Raw genomic sequence first — 26,274 nt, 5'->3', positions numbered from 1 at the left:
GCGCGGGCAAGCCCGTTCCTACCGGCGAAGTCGCGTGTTGTTCAATGCTTTCGAGCTCAGTCGCCGCCAGCCCAGCACTACGCCGCTGACGCTCAGTACCATGCCACCGAGGCTGAAAGCGATCATCCATATATCCCAGATCGGGCGTCGTTGCAGCAACGGTAGCCAGTCCCAGCTGTGCAACAAGGCGAAAAGCCAGCGCGACGCCCGTTTGGGTTGATCCAGTACCGCCACTATTTCGCCGGTGTAGGGGTCCAGGTGCAGCCAGGTCCGTTGCGGATCATCAAAGCGCACCCGCAGCATCGGCAGGCGTTTTTCCAGGTGCCCCAGCATGCTGTGTTCAGCTCGGGCGTAGTAGTAAAAGTCATAGGCTTGCAGCTGTTCGCTGTGCACTGCTTCCTGTGGCCGGATTGCTTGCGCTGCGTGTTGCAGTACCTCTACAGGCAAGCGTTCAAGCACTTGCCCATCGGCCATGGAAAGTACGCGGGTGCGACCACTGCGGCCGTGTGCAATGAGGTAGCCTTGGCCGCCAATCAAGCGCCACTCCAATTCCCGCGCGAGCAGTCCTTCATCGGCAAAGCGCGAAAGTGCCTGGGGGGCGGAAATTGCAAAGGCCTGAGCTTGCAACGGGCCACCCTGGTACGCCGCTGTGTCCAGAGGCGTTGAACTGCTGAAGATTCGCCAAGGGTTCATCGACATCAGACCACTGAAAATCCAGGTAATAGCCAGCACACCGAACAGCAAGCCGCCAATATGGTGCCAGCGAGCAAACCCACGGTAAGGTGTGCGCGAACCGCTGCGGTAAGGTTTTCTTATACGCCAGCGCAGCACCCCGATCACCGCGCCGAGGACGGCCATCAGCGTGGCGGCCAGCGACAGGTAGATCACCAGGTTGCCCCACAAACCGTCCAGGCCGATGCCGCGCAGTGGATACAGCCAGTGCAGCCAGGCCCCTACCAGGTTCCAGCCACGCTCCAGCGAGCTGGCATCGCGGACCACTTCGCCGGTTTGCCCCGAGATATACAACAGGGTGCCTTCGGCATCATCAAGCTGCACCCGTTGCAACGGTCGGTCTGCGTCCAGGGCACGCGAATGGCTCCACAGGTCTTCCTGTACCGGCCCCTGATAGCTGGGCAATGCCAGTGGGTCATACTGGTAGGCGGCGACCAAGGCCTGCGTGCGCCCGGTAAAGCCAACTCGCACGCCGGTGCGGGCATCCACCGCGACATTGCTGCGTCCTGAGTAACTGAACAGGTAGCGCGGTTCTCCCGCTACCGTACTCAGGCGAATGCTTGCCGGGTTGCGCTGTGGGTCGGCTGCGCGCAAAGCAGTGGCTAGGTCTACGCAGCAATCGGTCTGGCGCAGGACGGGTAAATGCGCCAGGTGCTCCTTTTGCGTCAGTTTGGGATAGCCGACATAGAGCATGACCATGCCCGAGAAAAACCACATGGCCATAAACAGACACAGGCCGATGCCAAGCCAGCGATGCCAGAGATACAGGTAGCGCTTCATCGATCGTGTCCTAGAAACGAGTCTGCAAGGCTATTTCCAGGGTGCGTGGCGCCCCCAGGTAAAGCATGCTCGAGCTGGTCCAGCGGGCGTAGACCTCATCGGTGAGGTTACGCACCCGTGCGGTGACACGCGTGTGTTCGTCGACCTTGTAGCCGACAAAGGCGCCAAACACGGTGGAGGCAGGTGCGTGGCGAGTATTGGCGGCATCGGCATATACCGACGACACGTAGCGGCTGTCGGCGCCTACTTGCCAACTGGGGTCGATGTCGTAGGTCAGCCACAAATTCGCCACGCGCTCGGGGATGTTGGTCGGTGTATTGCCCTTGCGTGAAACGCTGGTGCCACCGACGTTCTCGTTGAATTCATCGTACTGGGCATCGACATAGGCGAAGTTGCCCTCTGCCAGTAGCTTCGGCGTGACGCGCAGCGACGCCGCCAGTTCGATACCGCGTGACGATTGCTTGCCCACCGGCTGGGTGGTGCCAGGGTTGGCAGGGTCGGCAGTGGCCAGGTTCTTGCGCTCGATGTGATAAGCGGCAACCGTGGCAACTCCACGTCCTTCGAGAAAACTGAACTTGCTGCCCACCTCGACCTGCTTTCCGGTACTCAGGTCGAAGTCGCGTACCTGGGCGAAGCTGGCGGTAGTAAGTATGCCGGCAGGTGGGTCGGCTGCGGTGCTGTACTGCACGTAGACGTTGGCTGCAGGCGTCAGTTCATAGACCAGGCCGACGCGTCCGGTAGTGGGTTCATAGATGCGTTTGAAATCGCGCGGATTATTGGCATCAACGACTCGATAGTTGTGTACCTGAAGGTCAATATGGTCGTAGCGCAGGCCCGTCAGCAGTGACAGTCGGTCAGTGAGTTGCAGGCGGTTTTCGACAAATGCTGCCCAGGTGTCGACGGTGTTCTGGCGGTTTTTCTGATAGCCCGGGACCATACCCTTCAGATCATAGAAATGCCCGGGGTCGAAGTTGTCTGGATCAACGCTGTCGAACACGCCGGTTACCGAACGCGGATAGTTGGTTTGTACGTTGTGGCTGTAGTCAATGCCGCTCGACCATTGGCTGTTCATGCCAAACAGTTGGTTCTGGTGCAGCAGTTCGATGCGATTGCCGTTAAGTTCCTGGTCATGACGCTGCAGCAACGCGTTGGAACGGTTCACCTTGCTGTTGTCGGCGTTGTAGGCGTAGGCCTCGAGGTTTCGGAAGTTGCGCTCGGTGTTGTAGTGATAAAGGGTGTTGCGCAACGAGGTGTCCGAGTTGAAGCGGTATTCAGTGATCGAGCGCAGCCAGCGCACGCGTTGCTCGTAGCGGCCGTCCTCGACATTGTAGTTTTCGAAGCGTCGGCTCTCGTCGACCTTCATCTCCCCGCCAAGCGGGTTGAGCACCGGGCTGCCCCAGTAGGGGCTGTCGACGCTTTCGTTCTGATACTCCAGCGCCAGGGTATGGGAGAGCTGATCGTTGATGTCGGTCAGCAGCGAGAAGGCCACGCTCCAGGCGTCCCGTTCCTCACGGTCGACGTAGCCATTGCTGTGGGTATGGCTGAAGTCCAGGCGTGCGTAATTGCGCATGCCGTCACCCTCATCGAGGGCATGGTTGAAACCAAACGAGGTTTCGCTGCTGTCGTAGGAGCCGTACTTGATACGTCCTTCGTTGAAGTCTTCGTCGCGGTTGGCCAGCTTGGTGATGTAGTTGATCGAGCCGCCCACAGCGCCGGCACCGAAGAGAAAGCTCGAAGGCCCGCCTATGGCTTCGACACGGTCGTAGATCCAGCTGTCCACCGGACGTGCGGCAATAGCGTCGTACTGCACGCTGATGCCGTTGAACAGCTGGGTGATCTGTGCCCCGGAAAAGCCGCGATAGGCAACCGAGCCGGCCGAACCGGGAGGTGAGGCAGCAGTCATGCCTGGCACCCCGGCAAGCATGTCCTGGGTGGTCTGGACGCCACGCTGTTCGATTTGCTGGCGATTGACGATGCTCACCGAAGCGGGTGTTTCCCGTGGGGTCAAGCCAAGACGCGAGCCGGTTTGCGAGGGGGTGTCGAGGAGCACGCCCTCGTCGTTTTCGGCGCGGCCGTCGATGCGCAGGTCGGGCAGGGTCAACGGAACTTGTGCCGAGGTATTGAAGGACAGCGCACACAGCAGTGTCGCGCAACCGCAAAGGCGATAGGTGTGGGGCATGAGTCGAACTCTGGAATTTGAGCCAACGGCCAGCCGTGCGTGTCAGTCAGGCACGGCAAACAGGCCGATTACAGACAGCTGTATGGATCAAGCCAGAAACGGAGAGGCACGCGGATTGGCGGCAGGCCAGCAGTAGCGCGGCGGTGCTTTGCTACGCAGTTCACGGTGATAGCGGCGGGTGCGTGCAGCCGCCAGGAGCCAGCCAATGACCAGTACCAGCCCTAGGCAGACCACCGCGGCGGCGCACACTGGACAGCTTTGCATGCTGTCCCAGCCCGCAACCGACTGGTCACTGAAATCACTTTTCAGGGTGGGCCCTGCGCTGCCCATGGCCGAGCAGTACGCGCCACCGATGCCGTTGAGTTTCAAACCCATCATTTGCCCGTGGCCGATACCGCAGGCGAACAGATTGAACAGGACACAGAAATACAGGGTCCAGGCAATCAGTGGGCGGTTGGCGGGCGAGGCGTTCATGGGCGCGACTTTAGCACTGATATTTGCGCACAAGAAAGCCGAATCAGGCTGGGCCATCGGCGCCTCGCGCAGGGGGTGGGTTGTATTGTGCAAAGCTGACATCGTCAGTCTGGTCCACCCGCTTTTTCAGACGCTCGTTGAACGCACGGTTGACGGCGTACTGCCCGCCGGATGTGGTGCGAAACTGTGCGGTGAGGGTAATGCCATTGAGGTTCATGCTATCGACCCCGAACACCTGCAGAGGGCCTTGCAGACTGTGGCGCAGCATCGGGTCTTCGCTGATGGAGTGACCGACTTCACGAATCAATTTCAAGGCGCTGTCGATGTCGGTCTCGTAACTGAACTGCACCGAGAAAAACGCGTAGGCGAATTGTCTGGACTGGTTGGTTACCGCCTTGATTTGACCGAACGGCACCGAGTGCACGAAGCCCTTGCCATCGCGCAGGCGCAGGGTGCGGATAGTCAGGCTCTCGACCGTACCGGCATGGCCGGAATCGAGCACCACCCAATCGCCGATGGCGATGGTGTCTTCGATGAGGATGAACAAGCCGGTGATCACGTCCTGTACCAGTTGCTGGGAGCCAAAGCCGATGGCCAGGCCGACCACCCCGGCGCCCGCTAGGAACGGCGAAACGTTGATCCCCAGGTTGGCCATGGTGGTGATGGTGCAGATGACCACCAGAATAATTTTTATCGCATTGCGCAGCATCGGCAGAATGGTCCGCACCCGGGTGCTGGGTTGGCGCGAGGTGCGCCGCCCGGGTGTGGGTTTGAGTGCTTCCTGGATTGCGGTGTCGATTACCACCCAGAGCAGCCAGGTGACCAGCAAAATCAGACCGATGCTGCTCAGAGAATCGCTGATAGCGCGTCCCAGGGTGTTGCGCAGGGCGAAGTCGAGCACCGAAAAGCCCCAGATACGTCCCAACAGTTCGATGAACGCTATCGCCATGGCAATACGCAACAGCGCATGGACCAGGTTGCGCAGCAGTTCCTTGTAGGGGCGTAAGCGTTGCCGGTTATCTCCGTGCTCCTCCGGTTTGAACATACGTTGCAGGACAGTGCTGAGAAACACCGTGCCGATCAGCAGGATCGAGGTCAGCAGGGCTTTTTGCAGGGCGCGCTGGCTCTCTTCGCCGGCACCGATCAAGTGAATCGCCGACACCAGGATCATCATCAGGATCGGCAGGAACCACAGCGCCGAGAATATCCTCAGTGTCTCTTGCACGGCGCGGTGTTGCAGGCGGTCGGGCAGTGCCCGGTTGCGAATCAGATGAGCCACCGGTCGACGCAGTTTGAGTATCAGTACAGCGAAGGCCAGGGTTGCCAGCAAACCGGTAAAGGCGGCGATGCTGCTGGTGATGTTGCCGCCCAGTTGGCGTGCGATCTGCGGGCTGGTCAGGGCATCGCTCCAGGCGGCGAGAAAGCCGATCAGGAACAACGGCCGTGGCCCCAAGCGACGAATGATGCGCACGGCTGTGCGTTTGTGGCCGGTGTCGAACAGGGTGATCAGGCAAAGGATGATCGAGGTCGAGAAAATCCCGCTGCTGGTCGCGTAGGCCAGGCTCATGCCCAAGGCACGTCCAGGCGATATGGCCAGAAAGTGGCTGACATAGAGGGTTATCACCAGGCTCGCCAGGGCGGGCAAGGTGTAGGCCAGCAAGTCCTTGCAGACGCGGCTGGGGCGCGGTCGGGTCCGAAGCAGGCGGGAGCGGCTGCAGAGACGGGCGAGCATTCGGCCCAGGTTGGTAAGCACCACAAAAGCGATCAGCCAGGTGACCGTGAGGGTGGCAAAATCGCGCCACAGCTCCAGTGAACTGAGCCCTGAAGGTTGACTGACCAATTGATCGACTTCATCGGCGGCACGATCGGCACGCAGGCGCCAGTTGTCGACCAGGTGGTTGTCGACATCCAGTTCCTGACTGACATCATCCAAACCATCGGCAATGGCCCCCAGCAGGCCCCCTTGAACCACAGGCTCAGCGGGCTTTGCGGTTTTATCCGCGGTGGGTAGCAGAGGGGCGGCGGTCGCCAACTGGAGGCTCAGCAGGCAGCCAAGCACAAAGGCGAGGAATGATCGGATCACTGGGTACTCCTTAAACCGTGGACCACGGAAAGGGTAGTCAATGAACGCTGGCAGGTTGGAAATAGCGCAGAACTGAAGGCATTTTCAATGCAGCTAAAGACGCAACCGACAGGGGCGGCCTGCCCCTGCCGGTGCTGTTCAGGCATTACTGCCCGGTGTAAATCTGGTCGAACACGCCACCATCGTTGAAGTGGGTTTTCTGCACAGTGCGCCAGTCACCAAAGGTTTTCTCCACCGACAAAAAGTCGACTTTCGGGAAACGGTCGGTGTACTTGGCCAGCACGGTTGCATCACGCGGACGCAGGTAGTTGTTGGCGGCAATTTCCTGGGCTTCTGGCGACCACAGGTACTTGAGGTATTCCTCGGCAGTGGCACGGGTGCCTTTCTTGTCCACGACCTTGTCGACTACCGTCACGGGTGGCTCTGCTTCGGCGGAAACGCTTGGATAGATAACCTCGAACTGATCACGACCGAACTCGCGGGCGATCATCTCGGCCTCGTTCTCGAAGGTCACCAGCACATCGCCGATCTGGTTGGTCATGAACGTGGTGGTCGCCGCGCGACCGCCTGTGTCGAGTACAGGGGCCTGCTTGAACAGCTTGCCGACAAAGTCCTTGGCCTTGTTCTCGTCACCGCCGTTCTTCAGGACATAGCCCCAGGCAGAGAGGTAGGTGTAACGGCCGTTGCCGGAGGTTTTCGGGTTCGGCACGATGACCTGAATTCCGTCCTTGAGCAGGTCAGGCCAGTCTTTGAGGGCCTTGGGGTTGCCTTTGCGCACGATAAACACGGTGGCCGAAGTGAACGGCGCGCTGTTGTTCGGCAGGCGGGTTACCCAGTTCTCCGGGACCAGTTTGCCGTTGTCAGCCAGGGCATTGATGTCGGTGGCCATATTCATGGTGATGACGTCAGCTGGCAGGCCATCGATCACCGAGCGCGCTTGTTTGCTCGAACCACCAAAGGACATCTGTACGGTGAGCTTCTCTTTGTGCTCGGCTTCCCAGTGCTTCTGGAAGGCGACGTTGTAGTCCTTGTAGAAGTCGCGCATTACGTCATAAGAAACGTTCAGCAGGGGCGGCGCGGCCTGAGCCAGGGCGCTGACAGCAAGACCGGCAGCCAGGAGCGAGGCACTAAAGAGTTTTTTCACTGCGCATTCCTTGTTCGAATTAGCGTTAAAGGCATTATGCCAGCGACTATAGCGGGTGAAGCTTAGGCGCTAAAAGATTAAAAAGTGCTTTGCTTATTCCATTTTCTTGAACAGTGCATTGCCACAGCGCGAGCAGAAGGCCGCGCCATGTTCATGGTGGCCTTTGTGACAGACCGGACAATCGTGCTTGAGTTGCTCACCGCGCATGGCATTGGCCAGTTCAGCGGTAAAAATGCCCGTGGGTACGGCAATGATCGAGTAACCGGTGATCATCACCATCGAGGAAATCACCTGGCCCAGTGGCGTCTTCGGGACGATGTCGCCAAAGCCGACCGTGGTCAGGGTCACGATCGCCCAGTAAATACCCTTGGGGATGCTGCTGAAGCCATGTTCAGGTCCTTCGACCACATACATAAGGGTGCCGAATACGGTCACCAGGGTAGAGACGCTGACCAGAAACACGATGATTTTCTGTTTGCTGCCTTGCAGGGCTGAAAGCAGGTAATGCGCTTGCTTGAGGTAAGGACTGAGCTTGAGCACGCGAAAGATCCGCAGCATTCGAATGACCCGAATGATCAGCAGATACTGTGCGTCGCTGTAGTACAGGGCAATGATCCCCGGGACGATGGCCAACAGGTCAACCAGCCCGTAAAAGCTGAAGGCGTAGCGCAGCGGCTTGGGTGAGCAGTACAAGCGCACCAGATACTCAGCCAGAAAGATGGCGGTGAAACCCCACTCGATCGAGGCCAGAAGTCCGGCGTAGTTCTGGTGGACGTCATCAATGCTGTCGAGGATTACAGTGATCAGGCTGGCCAGGATGATCAGCAACAAGATGCTGTCAAAACGTCGGCCGGCCACGGTGTCGGTTTGAAAAACGATAACGAAGAGCCGCTCGCGCCAGCTCGAAGGGGTGTCCATGCTCAGCTCCATTGCACAATGCAGCTGAGCCTAGGGGCAGCGCTTCAGCTATGCAAGCGGCCGGTCCTGCGGGTGAGCGGCTGACGTGTCAGGCGCTGGCCGATTAGTACCAGCCAACAGGCAAGAATGAAGGGGGCGGTCAGACCTGGCACCGGCAGTTGCGCAACCAGCGGTTGCAGAATGATTGCCAGGATAATTGCCAGCAGTGGCAGCCACGGCTGTTTGCGCGTCTGACTGAAGGCGAGGGCGGCGAGGGCGGCATTGAAACCGTACAGACCGGCATAGGCTGCGTTGGCTTCACCGCCGAGCAGGGCGACACTTCCACCCAGCGCTGCGCCGAGTAATGCCCAGGCAGCGGCGTAGCGGTTGGAGATGAACAAGCCGATGGCGATCAACAGGCCGGCGAAAGGGCTGTCCAGCAAGAAGACCTGACCGAGACCGCATGCCAGGGCATAAAGCGCGTTGTGCTCGATCGGGCTGGAAGCGGCGGCGCTCGGTTCACTGACCAGCAGCACTGCCCAGCCGATCAACACGAACGGTGCCGTGTAGGCGGGCAGCAGTAGGTTGGAGCTGGCGCGCTTGAGCCACTGATGCACGATCATGCTGCTCAGGCCGCCAGCAGCGATGATCAGCGGTGGCAGGATGGCCGACCAGGGGAGTGCGTAGCTGAGCAGCAGGCCGATCAGTACGCCGTTGTAGCTATACAGGCCGGCTTGGCGATCCGTGCGATTGTAGCCACGACGTTGGGCGGTGAGCAGGCCGGCGAGGGCGCCGAGCAAGGCACCGCCGATCAGGTCGGGGGCAGTCAGGGTGATAGCCAGCAGGCATGACAGGCCGCACAGCGGGTTGCGCTGCAGCAGCACCTGGCTGAAGCCATTGAGCAAGGCCGTGGCCCAGTCGGGGCACGGATTGACGAAATTCTTGGTGTACATGGGGGCAGTCTGGGTTGATGTGGAGTGGGGCAGCCTCTATCGGGCTGGGTTTTCCCACGTGGATAGTGTGTCGTAGCCATCGCGGGGCTAGCTCGTTCCCGGCAAGGCATCATGTGCCTGTGGGAGCGGGCGTGCCCCGCGATGATTATTACGTCAGACCAAGGTTTCGATCCGCAGCGTGTTAGTCGATCCAGGTTTGCCAAAAGGCACACCTGCAGTAATCAACAGGGTGTCGCCACGGCTCGCCATGCCTTGGGCCTGGGCGATTTCCAGTGCGGTGGAGCAGATTTCATCGACCTGGCGCAGGCGATCATTGACCACTGAGTGCACACCCCAAGCCACGCTCAAGCGTCGGGCGGTGGCCAGGTTCGGCGTCAAGTTGAGGATCGGTGCCCGTGGCCGCTCGCGAGCGGCACGCAGGGTCGATGCGCCCGACTCGCTGTAGTTGACCAGCACCGCCACAGGCAAGATGCCGCTAATGCGACGGATCGCACAGCTGATGGCATCGGAAACCGTTGCTTCTGCCTTGGGCCGCCCCACATCCAGTTGGGCCTGATAATCCGGACCGTTCTCGACCTGACGGATGATCTTGCTCATCATCTGCACGGCTTCAAGCGGGTAATCGCCGGAGGCCGTCTCAGCCGAAAGCATCACCGCATCGGCACCTTCCGCCACAGCATTGGCCACGTCGGTAACTTCAGCGCGGGTCGGGGCTGGGGAAAAACGCATCGATTCGAGCATCTGCGTGGCAACCACTACGGGTTTGCCCAGCTCGCGGCACGTGTTGATGATGCTTTTCTGGATCTGCGGCACGCTTTCGGCCGGCACTTCCACACCCAGGTCACCACGGGCGACCATGATTGCGTCGCTGAGCTCGGCAATGGCACGCAATTGAGTGACGGCCGACGGCTTCTCGATCTTGGCCATCAGGTAGGCGCGATCGCCAATCAACTGACGTGCTTCAACGATGTCTTCCGGGCGCTGCACGAACGACAATGCCACCCAGTCCACACCCAGCTCAAGACCGAAGGTCAGGTCGCGGCGGTCCTTGGCGGTCAGGGGGCTGAGGTCCAGCACGGCTTGCGGTACGTTGACGCCTTTACGGTCGGACAGCTCGCCGCCATTGAGTACTTCGGTCTCGATGGCGTCATCGTGCTTGGCGGTAACCCGCAGACGCAGTTTGCCGTCATCGAGCAGCAGGTCCATGCCAGGTTCCAGGGCCGCGATGATTTCCGGATGCGGCAGGTTGACCCGCTCGAGGGTCCCGGGGGTGCTGTCCAGGTCCAGGCGCAGGGCCTGGCCACGTTGCAACTGGACCTTGCCCTCGGCGAAGCGGCCGACGCGCAGCTTCGGCCCCTGCAGGTCCATGAGAATCCCCAGCGGGTAGTTGAGCTGGCTCTCTACTTCGCGAATCCACTGGAAGCGCAGGGCGTGGTCTTCGTGCTCGCCGTGGCTGAAGTTGAGGCGGAAGATGTTCACTCCCGACTCGACCAGTTGGCGAATGTCATCGATACCCTTGATGGCAGGGCCCAGGGTAGCGAGGATTTTGACTTTTTTGTCAGGCGTCATGGTTTGGCACTCTCAAGGATCAGAATGGCGCGAAAATCGTTGACGTTGGTCCGCGTCGGCTCGGTGACGATCAAGGCGTCGAGCGCGGCGAAGTAGCCATAGCCATTGTTGTTGTCCAGTTCATCGCTGGCCGACAGCCCCAAGGCTGCCGCGCGTGCATAGCTTTGCGGGGTCATCAGGGCACCGGCGTTGTCTTCCGAGCCATCGATACCATCGGTGTCGCCGGCCAGGGCGTAGACACCGGGCAATCCCTTCAGGCTTTCGGTCAGGCTCAGGAGGAACTCGGCGTTGCGTCCGCCACGGCCATTGCCGCGTACGGTGACAGTGGTCTCACCACCGGAAAGGATCACGCAGGGTGGCGACAACGGTTGGCCGTGCAGCACGATCTGACGGGCAATGCCGGCATGAACCTTGGCGACTTCCCGTGATTCGCCTTCCAGGTCGCCGAGAATCAGTGGGCTGAAGCCTGCCTGGCGGGCTTTGACCGCTGCAGCTTCCAGCGACTGCTGGGGGCGGGCGATGAGTTGGAAGTGGCTGCGCGCCAATGCAGGGTCATCCGCCTTGACGGTTTCCGAGGCTGGGTTGTTCAACCAGGCGGTGACTGCAGCAGGAGCTTCAATGTTGTAGCGCTTGAGGATTGCCAACGCTTCGGCTGAAGTGCTCGGGTCGGCCACGGTAGGGCCGGAGGCGATGACCGTGGCCAGGTCGCCAGGTACATCGGAAATTGCATAGGTGTAGACCGTGGCAGGCCAGCAGGCCTTGGCCAGGCGGCCGCCCTTGATCGCCGAGAGGTGCTTGCGCACACAGTTCATCTCGCCGATGGTGGCGCCGGACTTGAGTAGCGCTTTGTTGATCTGCTGCTTATCGGCCAGGGTCAGGCCTTCGGCGGGCAGTGCCAGCAGCGCAGAGCCACCACCGGAGAGCAGGAAAATGACCCGGTCGTCAGCGCTGAGGTTGCTGACCATCTCCAGCACACGCTTGGCGACCGCCAGGCCTGCGGCATCGGGAACCGGGTGCGCCGCTTCGACTACTTCGATCTTCGAGCAACTGGCGCCGTGCCCGTAGCGGGTCACAACCAGGCCGGAAACCGGGCCTTGCCAATTGCGTTCGACCACTTCAGCCATGGCCGCTGCGGCCTTGCCGGCGCCGATGACTATGACGCGACCACTGCGGTCGCTGGGCAGGTGTGCTTCAAGCACCTGGCGAGGGTGTGCGGCATCGATGGCCGTGGCGAACAACTCGCGCAGAAAGTGTTGCGGATCGACCGACATGGCAGGCTCCAATCTTATTATTCTTCAAAACCGAAAACGCCCCTGGGCAGACCTCCGTGCAGGCATACCCAGGGGCGGTGGTGCGCTTTAGCGTCAAGTTCCAAGCTGCAAGAGCGGCAGATCGATGCGCGGCCTGCCTCTTCTTGCCGCTTGAAGCTTGCTACTTACTGTTTTTACTTACTCTTCGCCGCGAATGGAGAAGTTCGCCATGTGCTCGAGGCCTTTGATCAGCGCCGAGTGGTCCCAGTTGGCGCCACCGATAGCTGCGCAGGTGCTGAACACTTGCTGGGCGTTGGCGGTGTTGGGCAGGTTGATGTTCAGCTCTTTGGCGCCTTGCAGGGCCAGGTTCAGGTCCTTCTGGTGCAGGCTGATGCGGAAACCTGGATCGAAGGTGCCCTTGATCATGCGCTCGCCGTGTACTTCGAGGATCTTCGAAGAAGCGAAGCCACCCATCAGTGCTTCACGAACCTTGGCAGGGTCTGCGCCGTTCTTGGCGGCAAACAGCAGAGCTTCGGCTACGGCCTGAATGTTAAGGGCGACGATGATCTGGTTGGCAACCTTGGCGGTCTGGCCGTCGCCGCTACCACCCACGCGGGTGATGTTCTTGCCCATGACCTGGAACAGCGGCAGTGCGCGCTCGAAGGCATTCGGGCAACCACCGACCATGATGCTCAGGGTCGCGGCTTTGGCACCGACTTCACCACCGGAAACAGGGGCGTCCAGGTAGGTAGCGCCGGTAGCCTTGATCTTCTCGGCAAAGGCTTTGGTGGCGGTAGGGGAGATCGAGCTCATGTCGATCACGACCTTGTTCGGGCCCACGCCCTGGGCAACACCGTTGTCACCAAACAGTACCGCTTCAACCTGTGGGGTATCGGGCACCATGACGATGATGAATTCAGCTTCCTGAGCCACTTCCTTCGGGTTGGCCAGGGCGACGGCGCCTGCGGCGACCAGGTCAGCCGGGGCTGCATCGTGATGGGTGGACAGGAACAGGCTGTGACCGGCTTTCTGCAGGTTCTGCGCCATTGGGCGGCCCATGATGCCGGTGCCGATAAATCCGATTTTAGCCATGAGAGATGCCTCTTGTAATTGTTCGATAGGGTGACCCGATGCGAGCGGGTACTTAGATCGCGTTGTGCGTTTTCAACCAGCCCAGGCCTGCTTCGGTGGTGGTCAGCGGCTTGTATTCACAGCCCACCCAGCCCTGGTAGCCAATGCGGTCCAGGTGTTCGAAGAGGAAGCGGTAGTTGATTTCGCCAGTACCCGGCTCGTTACGGCCTGGGTTGTCAGCAAGCTGGATGTGGTTGATCTTGGCCAGGTTGCCTTCCATGGTGCGAGCCAGATCCCCTTCCATGATTTGCATGTGGTAGATGTCGTACTGCAGGAACAGGTTGCTGCTGCCAACTTCGGCCTGGATCTCCAGGGCCTGCTTGGTGGTGTTCAGGTAGAAGCCTGGGATGTCACGGGTGTTGATCATTTCCATGACCAGCTTGATCCCGGCGGCTTGCAGTTTGTCGGCAGCGTACTTGAGGTTGTCGACGAAGGTCTTGCGTACGGTGGCGCAATCCGGGCCTTGAGGACGAATACCCGCCAGGCAGTTGACCTGGGTGTTGCCCAGCACCTGGGCGTAGGCAATGGCCAGGTCGACGCCAGCACGGAACTGCTCGACGCGAGCCGGATCGCACGCGATGCCGCGATCACCGTTGGCCCAGTCACCGGCAGGCAGGTTGAACAGCACCTGGGTCAGGCCGTGGGCATCGAGCTGCTGCTTGATTTCAGCCGAGCTGAAGTCGTACGGGAACAGGTATTCGACACCGCTGAAGCCGGCGTCGGCTGCAGCCTTGAAACGGGCGAGAAAGTCCTGCTCGGTGAACAGCATGGACAGGTTAGCGGCGAAACGTGGCATGGTTGTCTCCTTGCAAAAGTGGGCCCTGTGCATGTCGCGACAGGGCCTTTGCTGCGATCAGTCGAGCATGGAAATTGCGGTTGGCGCGTCATTGCCGACCAGAGCGAGGTCTTCGAATTCGTTGACCGCGTTGATTTCAGTGCCCATGGAAATGTTGGTCACGCGCTCGAGGATAACCTCGACCACCACCGGAACCTTGAACTCTTCGGCCAGCTTCTGCGCCTTGAGCAGGGCCGGGGCGATTTCGCTTGGTTCGGTCACGCGCAGGGCCTTGCAACCCAGGCCTTCGACGACAGCAACGTGGTCGACACCATAACCGTTGAGTTCCGGTGCGTTGACGTTCTCGAACGCCAGTTGCACACAGTAGTCCATCTCGAAGCCACGTTGAGCCTGGCGGATCAGCCCCAGGTACGAGTTGTTCACCAGTACGTGGATGTACGGCAGATTGAACTGCGCGCCTACGGCCAGCTCTTCGATCATGAACTGGAAGTCATAGTCGCCCGACAGCGCCACGACTTTGCGGCTTGGGTCGGCCTTGACTACGCCCAGGGCAGCAGGAATGGTCCAGCCCAGCGGGCCGGCCTGACCACAGTTGATCCAGTGGCGCGGCTTGTACACATGCAGGAACTGGGCGCCGGCAATCTGCGACAGGCCAATGGTGCTGACGTAGCAGGTGTCTTTGCCGAATACCTGGTTCATTTCTTCGTAAACGCGCTGTGGCTTGACTGGCACGTTGTCGAAGTGAGTCTTGCGCTGCAGGCTGGACTTGCGCTGTTGGCAATCCTCCAGCCAGGCGCCGCGATCCTTGAGCTTGCCAGCAGCTTTCCACTCGCGCGCCACTTCCAGGAACACATCCAGCGCCGCACCGGCATCGGAAACGATACCCAGGTCAGGGGTGAACACCCGGCCGATCTGGGTTGGCTCGATGTCGACGTGAATGAAGCGACGACCTTCGGTGTAGACATCGACAGAACCGGTGTGGCGGTTGGCCCAACGGTTACCGATACCCAGGACCACGTCCGACTTGAGCATGGTGGCGTTGCCGTAGCGGTGCGAAGTCTGCAGACCGACCATACCGACCATCAGGGGGTGATCGTCAGGAATGATGCCCCAGCCCATCAGGGTAGGGATGACTGGAATACCGGTCAGTTCGGCGAACTCGACCAGCTTGTCGCAAGCGTCGGCGTTGATGATGCCGCCACCGGCGACCAGCAGTGGACGCTCGGCGGTGTCGAGCATGGCCAGGGCCTTCTCGACCTGCACACGGTTGGCCGCAGGCTTTTGCACGGGCAGCGGCTGGTAGGCATCGATGTCGAATTCGATCTCGGCCATCTGTACGTCGAACGGCAGGTCGATCAATACAGGGCCTGGACGACCGGAGCGCATTTCATAGAACGCTTTCTGGAAGGCGTAAGGCACTTGGCCTGGTTCCAGAACGGTTGTCGCCCACTTGGTCACCGGCTTGACAATGCTGGTGATGTCGACGGCCTGGAAATCTTCCTTGTGCATACGGGCACGCGGCGCTTGGCCGGTGATGCACAGGATTGGGATGGAGTCGGCGCTAGCACTGTACAGGCCGGTGACCATGTCAGTGCCGGCAGGGCCGGAAGTGCCGATGCACACGCCGATGTTGCCGGCCTTGGTGCGGGTGTAGCCCTCGGCCATGTGCGAGGCGCCTTCAACGTGACGAGCGAGGACGTGATCGATACCGCCGACTTTCTTCAGTGCCGAGTACAGCGGGTTGATTGCAGCACCCGGAATACCAAACGCGGTTTCAACACCTTCGCGGCGCATCACCAGAACGGCTGCATCAATTGCTCTCATTTTGCTCATGGTTTTGTGCCTCATTGATTTTGTAATTGTATACAAGTGGCTTTTCGTCAGAGTGTATTCACGCCAAGCGACTCTGGTCAATCCATTTTCATCAGCGGCAGGTGCTTTCGTCGGGAACGCCTTAAAAAAGGCATTTCGTCAGAATTGGTTTGTCGCGATGTAAATATTGTATACAAAAATATTCGCCATTGTGTTCTATTTGTTCTATTGCTTTCACACCTGCCCTCAGGGCTTCTAACAATAAGAGGACCTTTCCATGAACGCATTGACCCTGAAAGTTGCTGTCAGCCTGGTGAACACCGCGCTGGCAGCGGGTCGCAAGATCTCCGCCGCACCGTTGACGGTGGCGGTGCTCGACAACGGTGGCCACCTGTTGGCGCTGCAACGCGAAGACGGCGCCAGCCTATTGCGTCCGCAAGTGGCAATGGGCAAAGCCTGGGGTGCTATCGCCCTGGGCAAGGGCTCACGCCTGCTGGCGCTGGACGCACAGCAGCGCCCAGCGTTTTTCGCTGCGCTCAATGGCCTGGGTCAGAGCCCGGTAGTGCCGGCGCCCGGTGGCGTGCTGATTCGCAATCAACAGGGCGTGGTGTTGGGGGCGATTGGTATCAGTGGCGACACATCGGATATCGATGAGCAGTGCGCGATCAGTGCGATCGAAGAGGCGGGGTTGACGGCGGATGCCGGTGTAGCGGCTTAAAACCCATCACCAGGCAAGCCCACCGCCAGCATGGGAGTGGGTTTGCCTCGCGATAAAACACTACAAATCCGGCTCACACCCCTTGAGCACCAGACGAATAATGGTCTGCGTAGCAGCCTCATAGTCGCTGTCCTCAAGCTTGGCCTTGCCCGTGACCACCGATATCTGCCAATCGAAATCAGCGTAGGTCTGGGTCGCCGCCCAGATGCTGAACATCAGGTGGTGCGGGTCGACTGAGGCAATCTGTCCACGGTCGATCCAGGCCTGGATACAGTCGATGTTGTGCCGAGCCTGCACGTTGAGCTGTTCCACCTGACTAGGGCTCAGGTGCGGGGCGCCGTGCATGATCTCGCTGGCGAACACTTTCGAGGCGAAGGGCAAGTCGCGGGAGATACGCACTTTCGAGCGGATGTAGGAACTCAAGACTTCTTTCGGATCGCCGGCGGCATTGAACGGCGTGGACGCCTGCATGATCGGTTCGATGATGCTTTCGAGCACCTCGCGATAGAGGTTTTCCTTGGATTTGAAGTAGTAGTACACGTTTGGCTTGGGCAGCCCGGCCTTGGCCGCGATATCGCTGGTCTTGGTGGCGGCGAAGCCCTTGTCGGCGAACTCTTCACTGGCCGCACGCAGGATCAGTTCTTTATTGCGCTCGCGAATGCTGCTCATGGTTGACGCTGTTCCTCGTGTCGGGCCGTAGGCGGCGCCGGGCCTGTAAGGCGGTTGCGCATGGTAGCACCGCGTTTGTGAAGGGCTCAAGGTGGCGACTTTGAGCTAGACTGACCCCTCTCAACCCGCTGGAATCAAGCAAACATGGCAGGAAGCAGTCTTTTGGTGTTGATCGATGACATCGCCACGGTACTCGATGATGTTTCGGTGATGACCAAGGTCGCAGCGAAAAAGACCGCAGGTGTACTGGGCGACGACCTGGCCCTGAACGCCCAGCAAGTGACCGGGGTGCGCGCCGAGCGGGAAATTCCGGTGGTCTGGGCGGTGGCCAAGGGATCATTCCTGAACAAGCTGATTCTGGTGCCGGCAGCGCTGCTGATCAGTGCCTTCATTCCCTGGGCGGTCACGCCGCTGTTGATGGTCGGTGGCGCCTTCCTGTGTTTTGAAGGCTTTGAAAAACTGGCGCACAAGTTTCTTCACAGCAAGGAACAGGATCAGGCCGAACACACCGCTTTGGTCGAGGCAGTGGCTGATCCTGCGGTCGATCTTGTGGCGTTCGAGCAGAGCAAGATCAAAGGCGCCATTCGCACCGATTTCATCCTCTCGGCAGAAATCATCGCAATTACTCTGGGAACCGTGGCTGACGCGCCGTTGACACAGCAGATCATCGTGCTGTCGGGCATTGCCATAGTCATGACCATAGGTGTCTATGGCCTGGTCGCCGGTATCGTCAAGCTCGATGACCTGGGCTTGTGGCTGACCCGGAAAACTTCCGTTGCGGCCAAGGCATTGGGCAACGGCATCCTGCGCGCGGCACCGTACATGATGAAAAGTCTGTCAGTGATTGGTACTGCAGCGATGTTTCTGGTCGGCGGTGGGATTCTGGTGCACGGCGTTGCACCCTTGCATCATGCCATCGAAGCATTCAGTGAAGGGCGGGGCGGGGCCTTGACCGGGGCCTTGCTCAATGCCGGCATAGGGATCGTCGCGGGTGCCGCGGTGCTGGCGGTGGTCGCAGTTGTCGGCAAGCTCTGGCGAGCGCTGAAGGGCTGATCGCCTATCGCGGGGCAAGCCCGCTCTCACACAGAACGGTTGGTTCAGTGTGGGAGCGGGGCTAGCCCCGCGATTACAACTATCAGAAATGCACTTTGACCAGGAAGCTGGCGGTGTTCTGATCGGTATCGAAGGCGTCGCTATCTTTGATCCCGTACTTGTTCTTCCAGTAGTCGTATTCAAAACCGACGTACAGTTGCTTCTCACCCCAGTTCAGCGCTTTACCCAGGTCATACTTGACCTGTGGGTTGAAGTGCAGGTTGGCGTGGTAGGTGCCACGGCGGCTGGTGGCATCGTTGTCGACGACCCAGTCCATGAAACCATCGATGAGAATGTCGGATTTGCCCACAGGAATGGTGTAGGACCATACCGGGGTGATCTGCCAGACATTGTCACCGGCACGGCTGCCTTCGGTATTGCGCTGGTAGAAGTTCAGCTGGAAGTAATCGAAGCCCGGGATTGCCAGGTCGAAACCAGGGCCGATCAGGTAGGACTCGGTATCGCCTTCGCCAAACTCGTAGGTCATGGCCAGCAGCACGTCCTTGATTGGACCAAATTCGAGTTTCTGATCGAAGATCTTGCCGAACGACAGGCGTGGGCTGAATTCGCCGTAGTAGGTGTTGGGACCGTTGTTGAAGTCCTTGTCACCGTTGTAGAAGATCTTGTCGACGAAGAAGAAGTTGTCACCGTATTTCCAGCCATCGGCGTGCTCGAAGGTCACGGTCTGCTGAACTTCCGGGTTGACGGCAAAGTTCTTGCCCCACAGATAGGTCAGGCTGTTGTTCTGCCATTGCAGCAGATCACCGGCGGTGGCGGCCGTGCTGGCCGCCAGCAAGCTGCCGGCAAGAATCAGGCTATTGGTCATGCGCATCGCTGTGTTGCTCCCTTGATTGAATCTGTTGGTCGGTACTCTGAGTGGCACCGTTGGGCCAAATACTTGTCTTTTGAGTCAGTTTTTTTCGATTACCCACAGCTATTTGGCAAGAGCTGCGCCAACTCTCCGCGTACGGCGCAACAATCCTGCTCGACTTCGTTCTGAACAGATGAAAAGGGTGTTTCAGGCTGGCGTAACGCTTGCCAACCGCCCGAATTCATTGACTGAGCGGTCAGCAAACGCAGGCAAGATCCCTCTTGCCCTGATCGAGAGGGCGCGCAGATTACTGGCTTGCGCGCTGGTCCTCAAGTGCTCCGTCATGGAGCAGGTATAGCTAAAACTGTGCGTTTGGTCAGGTTTTAGAAATGAAACTTAACCAGGGCGCTGGTCACGTTCTGATTGGTGTCGAGGCGCCCATTGTTTTCAATGCCGTATTTATCTTTCCAATAGCTGTACTCGATACCTACGTACAACTGCTTGGCACCGAAGTCCAAGGCCTTGCCCAGGTCGTATTTGACCTGAGGGTTGAAGTGCAGGTTGGCGTGGTAGGTGCCCCGTCGGCTCTCGTCGTTGTCCACTACCCAATCAATGTAGCCATCGAACAGGATGTCGGATTTGCCCATTGGAATGGTGTAGGAAAAAGTCGGAGTAATCTGCCAAACGCCGTCACCTGGGCGGCTGCCCTCGGTGTTGCGTTGCATGATGTTGAGGGTGAAGTAGTTGAAGCCGGGAATCGCCAGATCAAAGCCGGGGCCGATCAGGTAGGCCTCGTTGTCGCCTTCGCCAGACTCGTAGGTCATGGCAATCAACACGTCCTTGATCGGGCCGAACTCGAATTTGCGATCGAAGATCTTACCGAGCGACAAACGTGGGCTGAACTCACCGTAGTAGGTGTTACTGCCCTTGTTGCGGTCGGTACCGCCGTTGTAGAAGATCTTGTCGATGAACAGGAAGGTGTCGCCGTATTTCCACTTGTTGGCGTGCTCGAAGGTCACGGTCTGCTGGATGGCAGGGTTGACCTTGAAGTCTTTGCCGTAGAGATACGTCAGACTTTCGGTGTGCCAGAGCAGCAGGTCTCCTGCGGTGGCTGGCAAAGCGGCCAGCAGACTGCTACCCAACAGGAGGGAAGTGGTGATGCCTTTCATGTTGTGATTCCCGGCATTGTTATTGTTGGTTTTGGGTTGTTTCGGCGCTAGGCGCCCCGGTCGACTCGCTCCTACGAATCGACGGTCCTGCGTGTTGCTCGGGTGAAACCGGGCGGCAAGCGCCGCCCAAAGGCTCAGTGCTGGTGGGCGGCGTCGTTATGCGCCGCACGCTCGGCGCCGCCGAGGATGTTGAACAACAGGTTGAGGATCAGCGCGCTGACCGTCGCCATGGCGATGCCGCTATGGGTGATCGGCTCCATCCACTGTGGCATTTGCGCGAAGAACTCCGGACGGACCACCGGAATCAGGCCCATGCCTACGCTGACGGCAACCAGCAACTGGTTGCGGCGGTCGGCGATGTCCGCTTCCTGGAGGATCTTGATCCCGGTGGCTGCGACCATGCCGAACATGGCAATCGACGCCCCGCCCAGCACTGCAGGCGGAATTGATGCGATCAGGAAGGCAGCCTTAGGCAGCAGGCTGAGCAGAATCAGGAAGCCCCCGGCAACGACGGTGACGTAACGGCAACGCACGCCGGTCATTTGCACCAGACCGATGTTCTGGGCGAAGGAGGAGTGGGTAAAGGTGTTGAAAAAGCCAGCGACGAAGGAGGCACCGGCATCGCACATCAGGCCGCGGCGCAACATGCCAGGGGTGACCTCACGGTCGGTAACCTTGCCCAGTGCCAGGAACATGCCGGTGGACTCGACGAAGATGATGACTACGACAAGACACATGGACAGAATCGGCGCGAGGCTGAAGGTCGGCATGCCGAAGTGCAGCGGCGTCACGACTTGTACCCAAGGTGCTTCGTTGAGGCCGGAGAGATCGACCATGCCGATAGAGCCAGCCAGTATGTAGCCCAGGCCCATGCCGATGAGCACCGAGACATTGACCCAGAAGCCGCGCATGAAACGATTGACCAGAAGGATGGTGATCAACACCAGCGCGGCTACGAGCAAGTAGATAGGGGAGCCGAAGGTTTCCGCTTCAGCGCCGCCACCGGCCCAATTGACTGCTACCGGAAACAGCGAAAGACCAATCGAGGTGATGACCGTGCCGGTCACCAGCGGCGGGAAGAAGCGCACTACTTTGGACATGAACGGGGCGATCAGCATGCCGAAGAAGCCGGCGGCAATGGTTGCACCAAAGATGCCTTGCAGGCCGACACCGGGCATACCGGCCATGGCTACCATGCTGCCGACTGCAGCAAAACTTGCGCCCATCATCACCGGCATACGAATGCCGACTGCGCCAATGCCGAACGACTGGACGATGGTGGCGACACCAGCGACCAGCAGGTCGGCATTGATCAGGAAAGCGACTTCTTCACGAGAAAGGCCGGCGGCCTGGCCGATGATCAGCGGTACGGCAATCGCACCCCCGTACATCAGCAAGACATGTTGTAGACCCACCAGGAACAGTTGGAACATTGGTAGTGGCTGTCGTGGGGGCGCAACAGGGATGTACGCCTTGCGTGACTCGGACATGCAACACCTCGGTTTTGTTTTTATTCTTTAGAGCTGCAAGCTCAAGCGCCAGGCTTCGAGTAGAAGCAGGAATACGCGCCTGGCTTGCAGTTTGTAGCTTGTTGCTTGGAACCTGTTGCTTAGTTCGTTGGTGCACCCTTGGCGATCCACGCGCCAATCAGTTCACGTTCCTGCTGGGTCATCTGTGTGATGTTGCCCAGGGGCATGATCTGGGTAGCGACAGCCTGTGCCTGAATGCGCGCAGCTTGCTGTTGGATCTGCTGCGGGGTGTCGAGCATTACCCCGGCAGGTGCAGCGCTGAACAGTGGGCTGGTCGGCTTGGCCGAATGGCACACGGCGCAACGTTCCTGGATCACGCTGTGGATCTTGTTGAACCCGGCATCGTCGAGTTGGGCAACGTTAGCAGCGGGGGCTTCGACAGGCGCAGCAGCCTGGGCAGGCTCGGCGGCTTTCTCTGCAGCTTTTTCGGCAGCGGTCTTGCCACCCAGTGCGGTTTCCGGCAGTGGTTGGTACTCGACTTTGGCAGCGGCCTGCTCAGGTGCGGTTGGCATTGGCGCAGGGCCAGTGACGTAAGCCAGGCAGATCATCGACAGGGCACCGACCGGCAGGGTCCATGCATACTTGTTGCTGTCGTGACGGGTGTTGAAGTAATGACGAACCAAGACTGCAGCCACTGCGATACCAGCGAGGATCAACCAGTTGTACTGGCTGCCGTAGGTGCTCGGAAAGTGGTTGCTGATCATGATGAACAGCACCGGCAGGGTGAAGTAGTTGTTGTGGCGCGAACGCAACAGGCCTTTGGCTGGAAGCAGCGGGTCAGGCGTCTGGTTGGCTTCGATAGCGGCTACCAGTTGTCGCTGGGCCGGCATGATGATGCGGAACACGTTACCGACCATGATGGTGCCGATGATCGCGCCGGTGTGCAGGTAAGCACCGCGGCCGCTGAACACTTGGCTGAAACCGTAGCAGGCAGCGATAACCAGCACGAACAGCACCAGGCCGAGAAGGCCAGGACGCTTGCCCAGTGGCGAGTCGCACAGGAAGTCGTAAATGAACCAGCCTGCGATCAGTGAGCCAACACCAATAGCGATTCCTTCAGCACCGCTCAGAGAGCTGCCTGGGGCCAGCAGATACAGGGTTGGGTTCCAGTAGAACACCAGGCACAGCAAGGCAATCCCCGACATCCAGGTGAAGTAGGCTTCCCATTTGAACCAGTGCAGGTTCTCCGGCATTTTCGGCGGAGCCAGCTTGTATTTCTCCAGGTGGTAGATCCCGCCACCGTGAATCGCCCAGAGATCGCCGGATAGACCATCGCGCGGGTTGGCGCGGTTGAGGTTGTTTTCCAGCCATACGAAATAGAACGACGCGCCAATCCATGCCACGCCAGTGATCATGTGAACCCAACGCACGCTCAGGTTCAGCCATTCCAACAGATGTGCTTCCACAGTCTTTACCTCTACCCTGGCACCCTGTAGCCGGGTGCTCGGGCCTTCTCTTATTGGTGGGGGGCGAGGATCAGTTGCTCATCCTCATTGAAGAAATGCTCATCGCAGTTATTGCCAGTGCCACTGCGATCAACCACCAGGAAGTCATCCCGCTTTTCGATCGTCAGCACCGGATGGTGCCAGACGCCGCGATGGTAATTGATGCCCTGCCTTCCATTGCTGATGAAGGCGCGGACAAGACCTGATACAGGTGCATCGCCAACGGGCGCGACCACGATCAGAAAGGGGTTGCCGAGCAGCGGAATAAACGCCTGGCTGCCCAGCGGATGGCGCTCCAGCATGCGAACGGTCAGCGGCATGTCCTGCGCGTCGGCGCGGAAGATGCTGATGATCGCGTTGTCCTCGGGCTGGGCGGTTTCAACCGTTGCCAGCTTGTGGAAGCGCATGGTCGAACCGTTGTTGATCATGAAGTGGTCGCTGCCGTCGGTTTCGATCACGTCACCGAAAGGGGCGAAGGCTTCTTTGGTCAATGGCTCAATCACTAAAGTGCGCATGCGGATTCTCTTTATTCTGTGTTGTGGAGGGTAAGGCCGGGCCTTCCCTTAAAGTTGCAGCAGGCGGAACAAGGCAATCAGGTTGATCTGCGCCAGGGCTTCCTTGAACTCGGCCTCGACCGAGTTGTGGATGCGTTTCTCGAAAGAGGCGAGGATCTGGTGTCGATTGCTGCCTTTTACCGCCATGATGAACGGGAACTTGAACTTCTCTTTATAGGCTTCGTTGAGCGTAGTGAAACGCTCGAACTCTTCGGCGGTGCATTGGTGGATACCGGCGCCGGCCTGTTCGTTGGTGCTCGATTCGGTCAGTTCACCCTGGACAGCGGCCTTGCCGGCGAGGTCCGGGTGAGCGTTGATCAGTGCCAGTTGAGCGGCGTGGTCGGCGCTCAAGAGAATGTCGCTCATGCGCTGGTGCAGGGCCTCGATCTGATCGACTTCCTGCAATTGGCCCACGTCGTAGGCCTTCTCGGCTACCCATGGCGAGTGCTCGTAGATATCGGCAAAGGCTTCAACGAACGCACTGCGCTCCAGGGACGAAGGCTTGAGGGTTTTGAAAGCGGTCATTAGGCGTTCTCGGCTTTGTAAGGGTGGGTGGCATGCCAGTGACGGGCGATGTCCACGCGCCGGGTGAACCATACTTGCTCGTGGCTCTTGGCGTATTCGATGAAGCGCTTCAGTGCAGCCAGGCGGGCAGGGCGGCCGATCAGGCGGCAGTGCAGGCCGATGGAGAGCATCTTCGGTGCTTCGGCGCCTTCTTCGTACAGCACGTCGAACGCGTCCTTGAGGTACTGGAAGAACTGTTCGCCACAATTGAAGCCCTGCACCTGGGTGAAACGCATGTCATTGGTGTCGAGGGTGTACGGGATCACCAGGTGCGCCTTGCCAGTCGGGTTGTTGGGTTCCCAGTAAGGCAGGTCGTCGTCGTAGGTGTCGCTGTCGTAGAGGAAACCACCTTCTTCCATCACCAGGCGGCGAGTGTTCAGCCCGGTACGGCCGGTGTACCAACCCAGTGGACGTTCGCCCGTCAGTTCGGTGAGGATGCGGATGGCTTCGAGCATATGCTCGCGCTCCTGCGCCTCGTCCATGTTCTGGTAGTCGATCCAGCGGTAGCCGTGGCTGCAGATCTCATGGCCGGCTTCGACCATGGCGCGGATTACATCCGGGTGACGCTGGGCGGCCATGGCCACGGCGAAGATGGTCAGCGGAACGCCGGTGTCCTTGAACAGCTTGAGCAGGCGCCATACGCCAGCACGGCTGCCATACTCGTACAGCGATTCCATGCTCATGTTGCGAGCACCCTGCAGAGGCTGGGCGGCGACCATTTCCGAGAGGAAGGCCTCCGATTCCTTGTCCCCGTGAAGAATGTTGCGTTCACCGCCTTCTTCGTAATTGAGCACGAAAGACAAAGCGATGCGGGCATTCCCCGGCCAGCGCGGATGTGGTGGGGTGTTGCCGTAACCGATCAGGTCGCGAGGATAATCAGCGCTCACTGCAGTCTTCCTTCTTATACGTGTAAACGGATGGCGTGGCGCCCGCGAAGGGTAATGCCCACGACGATGGATTGATTGTATACAACTTTGTTTGCGGTTTGTAAGCCTGTTTTTTTCAATTTCTCACTCTTTTCGACCCACAACGGCTTTGCAAGAAACCTGCCTGTTTGGTCAGTTAATGACGCGGACGTCGGCCAGTAGCGTGGTTTTGCGACTGATGGCGTATTTACAGGGGGTGGAGAGCGTGTCAGGAAAGAATACCGAATTATTGTGTACAATTTTACATTAAAATGTCTTAATAATCCGACAGCCGTACGCTGCCGAGCCTTCTGCCGGTGCCGTTCGGGTTTTTTGCCCATAGATAGAACAGAGGCGCGCAAGCAATGGGACGTTTGACCACGCATGTACTGGATGCCGCTCATGGCTGCCCTGGCAGCTCGATCAAGGTCGAGCTGTACCGGGTTGAAGGCCAGCAGCTTGAGTTGGTGCACACCACCCTGACCAACAGCGATGGCCGTTGCGACGCGCCTCTGCTGCAGGGTGATGATTATCGCAGTGGCGTTTACCAACTGCAGTTCAATGCCGGCGACTACTACCGCGCCCGTGGCGTACAACTGCCGGAGCATGCCTTCCTGGACGTAGTGGTACTGCGCTTTGGCATCAGCGCCGAGCAGGATCACTACCACGTTCCGCTGTTGATCTCGCCGTACAGTTACTCGACCTATCGTGGAAGCTAGTTGGTCGCTAGAAGAATCTTCGTAGGTCCTTGCCCGCTCACACTGCGGGCTTTTTTTTGGTTGTTCACGGAATTCCGGGAACTACGCACCGGGGCCTGCTGGCGGGCGAGCACCGGAGTATGGCTCGTGTGTCGATGGGCATATCCGTTTGATGTGGTGGCACCACTGGCTGGTTTCGCCTTTACGGCGACCCACTTTTGTCGGGGTGTAAAGTGGGCAAACCCCCCTGTCCCTGCATTCGGCCCTACGCTGCGCTCCGGGTTCCCTCATTCCACCCTTGCTCCCGCGGGGACCGCGCC

Annotated in this window: 23 protein-coding genes; 3 read left to right on the top strand and 20 right to left on the bottom strand. The window is 59.3% G+C overall.

Features of this window, described 5'->3' with window-relative positions:
* Window positions 1–18 precede the first annotated feature (18 nt).
* The 12 genes from V0R60_RS21885 to gcl all read right to left on the bottom strand — a co-directional run bounded on the left by V0R60_RS21885 (window position 19) and on the right by gcl (window position 15,821).
* Entirely contained in the window at window positions 19–1,512 is a 1,494-nt protein-coding gene (locus tag V0R60_RS21885) for a PepSY-associated TM helix domain-containing protein (protein WP_136477472.1), read from the bottom strand.
* 10 nt (window positions 1,513–1,522) lie between these two features.
* Window positions 1,523–3,691, bottom strand: coding sequence for a TonB-dependent receptor (locus V0R60_RS21880; RefSeq protein ID WP_330079310.1), 2,169 nt, complete (start codon window positions 3,689–3,691; stop codon window positions 1,523–1,525).
* Window positions 3,692–3,778: 87 nt separating this feature from the next.
* Complete coding sequence (locus V0R60_RS21875; RefSeq protein ID WP_136477470.1) at window positions 3,779–4,165, bottom strand: DUF2946 domain-containing protein; 387 nt, start codon at window positions 4,163–4,165, stop codon at window positions 3,779–3,781.
* Window positions 4,166–4,208: 43 nt separating this feature from the next.
* Window positions 4,209–6,248: a mechanosensitive ion channel family protein gene (locus V0R60_RS21870; protein WP_330079311.1), complete on the bottom strand. Its 2,040-nt coding sequence runs from the start codon at window positions 6,246–6,248 to the stop codon at window positions 4,209–4,211.
* Window positions 6,249–6,393: 145 nt separating this feature from the next.
* Complete coding sequence (locus V0R60_RS21865) at window positions 6,394–7,392, bottom strand: sulfate ABC transporter substrate-binding protein (RefSeq protein ID WP_330079312.1); 999 nt, start codon at window positions 7,390–7,392, stop codon at window positions 6,394–6,396.
* A gap of 93 nt (window positions 7,393–7,485) precedes the next feature.
* Window positions 7,486–8,310, bottom strand: coding sequence for an ion transporter (locus V0R60_RS21860; RefSeq protein WP_136477467.1), 825 nt, complete (start codon window positions 8,308–8,310; stop codon window positions 7,486–7,488).
* Between the two features lie 44 nt (window positions 8,311–8,354).
* Window positions 8,355–9,242 (bottom strand): urea transporter, encoded by an 888-nt coding sequence (locus V0R60_RS21855; RefSeq protein WP_136477466.1) that lies wholly within the window; start codon window positions 9,240–9,242, stop codon window positions 8,355–8,357.
* A 153-nt stretch (window positions 9,243–9,395) separates the two neighbouring features.
* Window positions 9,396–10,811: a pyruvate kinase gene (gene pyk / locus V0R60_RS21850; protein WP_136477465.1), complete on the bottom strand. Its 1,416-nt coding sequence runs from the start codon at window positions 10,809–10,811 to the stop codon at window positions 9,396–9,398.
* Window positions 10,808–12,082 carry a glycerate kinase type-2 family protein gene (locus V0R60_RS21845; RefSeq protein WP_136477464.1) on the bottom strand — a complete coding sequence of 425 codons (1,275 nt, stop codon included), beginning with the start codon at window positions 12,080–12,082 and terminating at the stop codon, window positions 10,808–10,810. The genes pyk and V0R60_RS21845 overlap by 4 nt, the downstream gene beginning before the upstream one ends.
* 177 nt (window positions 12,083–12,259) lie before the next feature.
* The gene (locus V0R60_RS21840) at window positions 12,260–13,153 is read right to left on the bottom strand and encodes a 2-hydroxy-3-oxopropionate reductase (RefSeq protein ID WP_045200397.1); all 894 of its coding nucleotides are present in this window, start codon (window positions 13,151–13,153) and stop codon (window positions 12,260–12,262) included.
* Window positions 13,154–13,205: 52 nt separating this feature from the next.
* Complete coding sequence (hyi, locus tag V0R60_RS21835; protein WP_136477463.1) at window positions 13,206–13,988, bottom strand: hydroxypyruvate isomerase; 783 nt, start codon at window positions 13,986–13,988, stop codon at window positions 13,206–13,208.
* 57 nt (window positions 13,989–14,045) lie between these two features.
* Window positions 14,046–15,821 (bottom strand): glyoxylate carboligase, encoded by a 1,776-nt coding sequence (gcl, locus tag V0R60_RS21830; protein ID WP_136477462.1) that lies wholly within the window; start codon window positions 15,819–15,821, stop codon window positions 14,046–14,048.
* Between the two features lie 256 nt (window positions 15,822–16,077).
* Between gcl and V0R60_RS21825 the strand changes: the two genes are divergently transcribed.
* On the top strand, window positions 16,078–16,518 hold the full coding sequence (locus V0R60_RS21825; protein ID WP_136477461.1) for a GlcG/HbpS family heme-binding protein: 441 nt from the start codon (window positions 16,078–16,080) through the stop codon (window positions 16,516–16,518).
* A 60-nt stretch (window positions 16,519–16,578) separates the two neighbouring features.
* On the opposite strand, the gene V0R60_RS21820 is transcribed toward V0R60_RS21825, so the two are convergent.
* Window positions 16,579–17,187, bottom strand: coding sequence for a TetR/AcrR family transcriptional regulator (locus tag V0R60_RS21820; RefSeq protein ID WP_136477460.1), 609 nt, complete (start codon window positions 17,185–17,187; stop codon window positions 16,579–16,581).
* Between the two features lie 144 nt (window positions 17,188–17,331).
* Between V0R60_RS21820 and V0R60_RS21815 the strand changes: the two genes are divergently transcribed.
* A complete protein-coding gene (locus V0R60_RS21815; protein ID WP_330079313.1) occupies window positions 17,332–18,240 on the top strand; it encodes a DUF808 domain-containing protein in 909 nt (302 codons plus the stop codon).
* 82 nt (window positions 18,241–18,322) lie between these two features.
* Here the strand turns inward: V0R60_RS21815 and V0R60_RS21810 are convergent, their stop codons facing one another.
* The 7 genes from V0R60_RS21810 to puuE form a co-directional block, all read right to left on the bottom strand.
* Window positions 18,323–19,111 (bottom strand): outer membrane protein OmpK, encoded by a 789-nt coding sequence (locus tag V0R60_RS21810; RefSeq protein WP_136477458.1) that lies wholly within the window; start codon window positions 19,109–19,111, stop codon window positions 18,323–18,325.
* A 362-nt stretch (window positions 19,112–19,473) separates the two neighbouring features.
* Complete coding sequence (locus tag V0R60_RS21805) at window positions 19,474–20,259, bottom strand: outer membrane protein OmpK (protein WP_136477457.1); 786 nt, start codon at window positions 20,257–20,259, stop codon at window positions 19,474–19,476.
* Between the two features lie 134 nt (window positions 20,260–20,393).
* Window positions 20,394–21,749 carry a nucleobase:cation symporter-2 family protein gene (locus tag V0R60_RS21800; protein WP_330079314.1) on the bottom strand — a complete coding sequence of 452 codons (1,356 nt, stop codon included), beginning with the start codon at window positions 21,747–21,749 and terminating at the stop codon, window positions 20,394–20,396.
* Window positions 21,750–21,868: 119 nt separating this feature from the next.
* Window positions 21,869–23,194: a urate hydroxylase PuuD gene (locus V0R60_RS21795; RefSeq protein WP_330079315.1), complete on the bottom strand. Its 1,326-nt coding sequence runs from the start codon at window positions 23,192–23,194 to the stop codon at window positions 21,869–21,871.
* Window positions 23,195–23,244: 50 nt separating this feature from the next.
* Window positions 23,245–23,748, bottom strand: coding sequence for an ureidoglycolate lyase (locus V0R60_RS21790; protein WP_136477454.1), 504 nt, complete (start codon window positions 23,746–23,748; stop codon window positions 23,245–23,247).
* 48 nt (window positions 23,749–23,796) lie between these two features.
* Window positions 23,797–24,312 (bottom strand): 2-oxo-4-hydroxy-4-carboxy-5-ureidoimidazoline decarboxylase, encoded by a 516-nt coding sequence (uraD, locus tag V0R60_RS21785; protein ID WP_203475702.1) that lies wholly within the window; start codon window positions 24,310–24,312, stop codon window positions 23,797–23,799.
* Window positions 24,312–25,238: an allantoinase PuuE gene (puuE, locus tag V0R60_RS21780; protein ID WP_136477452.1), complete on the bottom strand. Its 927-nt coding sequence runs from the start codon at window positions 25,236–25,238 to the stop codon at window positions 24,312–24,314. The genes uraD and puuE overlap by 1 nt, the downstream gene beginning before the upstream one ends.
* A gap of 383 nt (window positions 25,239–25,621) precedes the next feature.
* Here puuE and uraH point away from each other — a divergent pair, with 383 nt between their 5' ends.
* Window positions 25,622–25,975 carry a hydroxyisourate hydrolase gene (gene uraH / locus V0R60_RS21775; RefSeq protein WP_038613230.1) on the top strand — a complete coding sequence of 118 codons (354 nt, stop codon included), beginning with the start codon at window positions 25,622–25,624 and terminating at the stop codon, window positions 25,973–25,975.
* The last annotated feature ends 299 nt before the right edge of the window (window positions 25,976–26,274 follow it).

The organism is Pseudomonas auratipiscis (assembly GCF_036324085.1).
Taxonomy (GTDB): Bacteria; Pseudomonadota; Gammaproteobacteria; order Pseudomonadales; family Pseudomonadaceae; genus Aquipseudomonas; species Aquipseudomonas auratipiscis.
Note: the sequence above shows the minus strand (reverse complement) of the source record. Positions and strands in the feature narration are given on the sequence as shown.

Excerpts from the sequence above, each read along its gene's own strand:
- V0R60_RS21885 (WP_136477472.1), bottom strand. The coding sequence starts at position 1,512 with ATGAAGCGCTACCTGTATCTCTGGCATCGCTGGCTTGGCATCGGCCTG.
- V0R60_RS21880 (WP_330079310.1), bottom strand. The coding sequence starts at position 3,691 with ATGCCCCACACCTATCGCCTTTGCGGTTGCGCGACACTGCTGTGTGCG.
- V0R60_RS21875 (WP_136477470.1), bottom strand. The coding sequence starts at position 4,165 with ATGAACGCCTCGCCCGCCAACCGCCCACTGATTGCCTGGACCCTGTAT.
- V0R60_RS21860 (WP_136477467.1), bottom strand. The coding sequence starts at position 8,310 with ATGGACACCCCTTCGAGCTGGCGCGAGCGGCTCTTCGTTATCGTTTTT.
- V0R60_RS21855 (WP_136477466.1), bottom strand. The coding sequence starts at position 9,242 with ATGTACACCAAGAATTTCGTCAATCCGTGCCCCGACTGGGCCACGGCC.
- pyk (WP_136477465.1), bottom strand. The coding sequence starts at position 10,811 with ATGACGCCTGACAAAAAAGTCAAAATCCTCGCTACCCTGGGCCCTGCC.
- V0R60_RS21845 (WP_136477464.1), bottom strand. The coding sequence starts at position 12,082 with ATGTCGGTCGATCCGCAACACTTTCTGCGCGAGTTGTTCGCCACGGCC.
- V0R60_RS21840 (WP_045200397.1), bottom strand. The coding sequence starts at position 13,153 with ATGGCTAAAATCGGATTTATCGGCACCGGCATCATGGGCCGCCCAATG.
- hyi (WP_136477463.1), bottom strand. The coding sequence starts at position 13,988 with ATGCCACGTTTCGCCGCTAACCTGTCCATGCTGTTCACCGAGCAGGAC.
- gcl (WP_136477462.1), bottom strand. The coding sequence starts at position 15,821 with ATGAGCAAAATGAGAGCAATTGATGCAGCCGTTCTGGTGATGCGCCGC.
- V0R60_RS21825 (WP_136477461.1), top strand. The coding sequence starts at position 16,078 with ATGAACGCATTGACCCTGAAAGTTGCTGTCAGCCTGGTGAACACCGCG.
- V0R60_RS21820 (WP_136477460.1), bottom strand. The coding sequence starts at position 17,187 with ATGAGCAGCATTCGCGAGCGCAATAAAGAACTGATCCTGCGTGCGGCC.
- V0R60_RS21815 (WP_330079313.1), top strand. The coding sequence starts at position 17,332 with ATGGCAGGAAGCAGTCTTTTGGTGTTGATCGATGACATCGCCACGGTA.
- V0R60_RS21810 (WP_136477458.1), bottom strand. The coding sequence starts at position 19,111 with ATGCGCATGACCAATAGCCTGATTCTTGCCGGCAGCTTGCTGGCGGCC.
- V0R60_RS21805 (WP_136477457.1), bottom strand. The coding sequence starts at position 20,259 with ATGAAAGGCATCACCACTTCCCTCCTGTTGGGTAGCAGTCTGCTGGCC.
- V0R60_RS21800 (WP_330079314.1), bottom strand. The coding sequence starts at position 21,749 with ATGTCCGAGTCACGCAAGGCGTACATCCCTGTTGCGCCCCCACGACAG.
- V0R60_RS21790 (WP_136477454.1), bottom strand. The coding sequence starts at position 23,748 with ATGCGCACTTTAGTGATTGAGCCATTGACCAAAGAAGCCTTCGCCCCT.
- uraD (WP_203475702.1), bottom strand. The coding sequence starts at position 24,312 with ATGACCGCTTTCAAAACCCTCAAGCCTTCGTCCCTGGAGCGCAGTGCG.
- uraH (WP_038613230.1), top strand. The coding sequence starts at position 25,622 with ATGGGACGTTTGACCACGCATGTACTGGATGCCGCTCATGGCTGCCCT.